Source organism: Streptomyces sparsus, assembly GCF_054776295.1.
This window is the reverse complement of the sequence record NZ_BAAHCA010000465.1, coordinates 1-3825: the sequence shown is the minus strand read 5'-3', so window position 1 is coordinate 3825 and position 3825 is coordinate 1. Positions and strand designations below refer to the sequence as shown.

The 3825-nt window shown below is 74.2% G+C and carries 4 protein-coding genes; 1 reads left to right on the top strand and 3 read right to left on the bottom strand.

Annotated features, from left to right (window positions below):
• Positions 1–337, bottom strand: a 337-nt coding sequence (locus tag ACYVE9_RS18555; protein ID WP_461029003.1) for a GNAT family N-acetyltransferase, incomplete at its 3' end; no start/stop codon positions are given.
• A 253-nt stretch (positions 338–590) separates the two neighbouring features.
• Between ACYVE9_RS18555 and ACYVE9_RS18550 the strand changes: the two genes are divergently transcribed.
• Positions 591–1742 carry a flavin-containing monooxygenase gene (locus tag ACYVE9_RS18550; protein ID WP_461029005.1) on the top strand — a complete coding sequence of 384 codons (1152 nt, stop codon included), beginning with the start codon at positions 591–593 and terminating at the stop codon, positions 1740–1742.
• A gap of 129 nt (positions 1743–1871) precedes the next feature.
• On the opposite strand, the gene ACYVE9_RS18545 is transcribed toward ACYVE9_RS18550, so the two are convergent.
• Positions 1872–2363: a DinB family protein gene (locus tag ACYVE9_RS18545; protein ID WP_461029002.1), complete on the bottom strand. Its 492-nt coding sequence runs from the start codon at positions 2361–2363 to the stop codon at positions 1872–1874.
• 29 nt (positions 2364–2392) lie between these two features.
• On the bottom strand, positions 2393–3745 hold the full coding sequence (locus ACYVE9_RS18540; protein WP_461029004.1) for an MFS transporter: 1353 nt from the start codon (positions 3743–3745) through the stop codon (positions 2393–2395).
• Positions 3746–3825: the final 80 nt, after the last annotated feature.

The window sequence follows — 3825 nt, the reverse complement described above, 5'->3', positions numbered from 1 at the left end:
CGGCGCCCCGGCCGCGGGCCTGGGGCAGCAGCCAGTAGGACACCCGGGCGCGGCGCATCCGCAGGTCCACGGTGCCCAGTGCGACGTTGCCGAGCACCCGGCCGCCCGCCGACGCGTCGGTGACCGCCCAGGAGAGCTGGTCGCCGGAGGCCCAGCCCTCCACCGCGGACGTCAGGAAGTCCTGCGCGCCGGCCGCGTCGGCGGTGGGAGCGTTGACGGTGTTCCAGCGGCGGAACTCCGGGTCGGCCAGGCCGTGCAGCACCGCCTGCCGGTCGTCCTCGGTACGGTCCCAGGGGCGAAGCAACAGGCCTGCTGCGGGTAGTTCGACAGGTTCCATGCGGGCATTCAAGCACCGGCCCGGGTGCCCGCCGGCCGGCCGGTTCGGCGCTTGCGGACGTCGACTGCGGGAGCGCTGACGGGACCGGCGACGGGACCGCTCCACGAGGGGACGAGGAACCGGCGAGGGAGGAAAACGCACGCCCGTCCGCGCCTGACCGCACGTCAGCGGCACCGGGCGTGCGCCCCGGCGCACGAGTGTGAGGCACCCTCGGCGCGGGTTCGTGCCGGGGCTTAAGCTCAACGGCATGCCCATGCCCGAAGACGGCAGACCCGTCCACATCATCGGTGGCGGCCCCGGTGGCCTCGCCACCGCAGCGGCCCTGCAGAAGCGCGGCATACGCACTCTCGTCCTGGAGCGGTCGGACGCCGTGGGTGCCTCCTGGCGCGGCCACTACGACCGGTTGCGGCTGCACACCACCCGCCGCTGGTCCGCGCTGCCGGGACTGCCGATGCCGCGGTCGTTCGGCCGCTGGGTGGCCCGCGACGACGTGGTCCGCTACCTGGAGCGCTACGCGGCCCACCACCGGCTGGAGGTGGCGACGGGCGTCGAGGTGAGCCGCATCGAGCAGCTGGACCCCGCGGACAGCGAGAGCGGCTGGCTGCTGCGCGCCAACGGCGGCCGCGAGCTGCGCGCACCGGCCGTCGTGGTGGCCACCGGCTACAGCCACACCCCCTTCGTGCCGCGGTGGCCGGGGGCGGAGGCGTTCGGCGGCAAGTTGCTGCACGCCTCGGAGTACCGCAACCCGGAACCGTACGCGGGTCGTGACGTGCTGGTCGTGGGCGTCGGCAACACGGGGGCGGAGATCGCCGCCGACCTCGCCAAGGGCGGCGCCGGGCGCGTGCGACTGTCAGTGCGCACCCCTCCGCACATCGTGCGCCGGTCGACGCTGGGATGGCCCGCCCAGGCCAACGGCATCCTGGTGCGGCGGCTGCCGGTCCCGATGGTGGACCGGGTCGCGCGTGTGCTGGCGCGGGTGAGCGTGCCGGACCTGTCGTCCCGCGGTCTGCCGCGCCCGTCCGTGGGCCTCTACTCCCGGGTCCGCGAGGGGGCGATCCCGGTGCAGGACGCGGGGCTGATCAAGGGCGTGAAGAAGGGCCTGATCGAACCGGTGGCCGCCGTCGAGTCCTTCGAGAGCGGCAAGGTCCGGCTGGCGGACGACTCGCTGATCAGCCCGGAGGTCGTCATCGCGGCGACCGGCTACCGGCGGGGCCTGACGGAGCTGGCCGGACACCTGTCGGTACTGGACGCACGGGGCCTGCCGCTCGTCCACGGGCCGCAGACGCTGCCGACGGCGCCGGGCCTGTACTTCACCGGCTACACCAATCCGATCAGCGGCATGCTGCGGGAGCTGGGCCGGGACGCCGAGCGCATCGCCGCCGCCGTGGCCCGGGACGCCGCCTGACCTCGGCTCGACGACACCCGGACGACACCCGGACGACGGAGCAGGGCGCACCGGAGGCGCCTACGCCGGACGGGAAGCGGGCCGGGAGGGGGCGGGAGCAGGGCGGGTGCCGGTCGGTTCCCCCGGTGGTCAGTTCGGAGGGTGGTCCCCGGTGCTGCCGTCCAGCAGCTCCCGCATGACGTCAAGCTGGCCGGCGTGCCGTGCCACCTCCTCGACCATGTGGATGAGCACCCAGCGCATGGAGACCGTCTCCCCCGACCAGGCGGTTCCCGTCTCCTCGACCCCAATCTCGCGGATGGCCGCGTCCGCGGCGGCGCGGGCCCGGTCGTAGAAGGCCAGGATGTCGGCGGTGTGCTCCTCGGGACCCAGCTCGAAGTCCTGTTCCGGCGTGAACCAGAGCGGCTCGACGGGCCGGCCGAAGGTCTCGCAGAACCAGCCGTACTCGACGGCCGCCAGGTGCTTGAGCAGGCCGAGCATCGTCATGCCGGAGGGCGTCATCGGCCGCCGCAGCTGCTCCTCGCCCAGACCGCTCAGCTTCCACAGCACCACGTCGCGGTGCCGGTCGAGGCTGACGTGCAGGCTTTCCTTCTCACTGCCGGTGAACGGCACACGTTGTCCCATCGTCGAACCGTAACGGCCGGCACCGACACTCAGTCCCGTACCCGCCGGCCCTCCGTGCCCGCCCGGACCTCCGGCCGCTCAGCCGTCTCCGGAGCCTCCGCGTCCCGCGCGGACCGTGCCGGGTCCGGCCCGGCGGGTTCGGAGGCGGCGGGGGCTTCGGGCCGGATGACGAGGGCCATCAGCGCCGCCAGGGCGCACAGCGCGCCGGACGTCACCCACACCAGGTCGTAGGAGCCGAAGGCGTCCCTCGCCAGGCCGCCCAGGAACGCCACCAGCCCGGCGCCCACCTGGTGCGAGGCGAGCACCCAGCCGAAGACGATCGCACTGTCCCGGCCGTACGCCGCCCGGCACAGGGCGAGCGTCGGCGGCACCGTGGCCACCCAGTCCAGGCCGTAGAAGACGATGAAGAAGAGCATCGGCAGCTGGACGGTCGGGGCGAGCAGCATCGGCAGGAAGAGCAGCGAGACGCCGCGCAGCGCGTAGTAGACGGCGAGCAGTCGCCGGGCGTCGAACCGGTCGGTGAGCCAGCCGGAGGCCACCGTGCCGACGACGTCCAGCACGCCGATGAGGGCGAGCAGTGAGGCGGCGGCGGTGATCGGCATGCCGTGGTCGTGCGCCGAGGGCACGAAGTGCGTCCGGATCAGGCCGTTGGTCGAGGCGCCGCAGATGGCGAAGCTGCCCGCGAGCAGCCAGAAGGGTCCGGTGCGGGCGGCGTCGCGCAGCACCCGCAGGGCTCGCAGGGCGGCGCCGGGTTGCGGTGCGGGGCGCGGCACCGGACCGGTGGCGCCGTAGGGGCGCAGGCCTACGTCGGCGGGGTGGTCGCGCATCAGCAGCACGACGAAGGGGATCACCGCGAGGGCGGTGAGCGACACCGTGACCGAGGCGGGCCGCCAGCCGTGGTGCTCGACCAGCCAGGACAGCACGGGCAGGAACACCAGCTGGCCGGAGGCGCCGGCGGCCGTGAGCACGCCGGTGACCAGGCCGCGGCGGGTGGTGAACCAGCGGTCCACGACGGTCGCGGCGAACGCCAGGGCCATCGAGCCGCTGCCCAGCCCGACGAGCACTCCCCAGTAGAGGACGAGCTGCCAGGCGGCCGTCATGACGGTGGTCAGTGCGGCTCCGGCCGCGATGACACCGAGCGCGCAGGCCACCACCCGCCGGATGCCGAAGCGGTCCATGAGGGCGGCGGCGAAGGGCGCGGTGAGGCCGTAGAGGGCCATGTTGACGGCGACGGCGAAGCCGATGGTGCCGCGTGACCAGCGGAACTCCTGGTGGAGCGGGTCGATCAGCAGACCGGGCAGCGAGGCGAACCCGGCCGCGCCGATGATCGTGACGAAGGCGACGGCGGCGACCCACCAGGCGCGGTGGACACGTCCCGGCATCCGGCCGCCGGGGTCGGCGGGCGGATCGTCGCGGTCGGCGGGTGGCCCGTCACCCTCGGCGGCAGGCTCGTCGCGGTCGG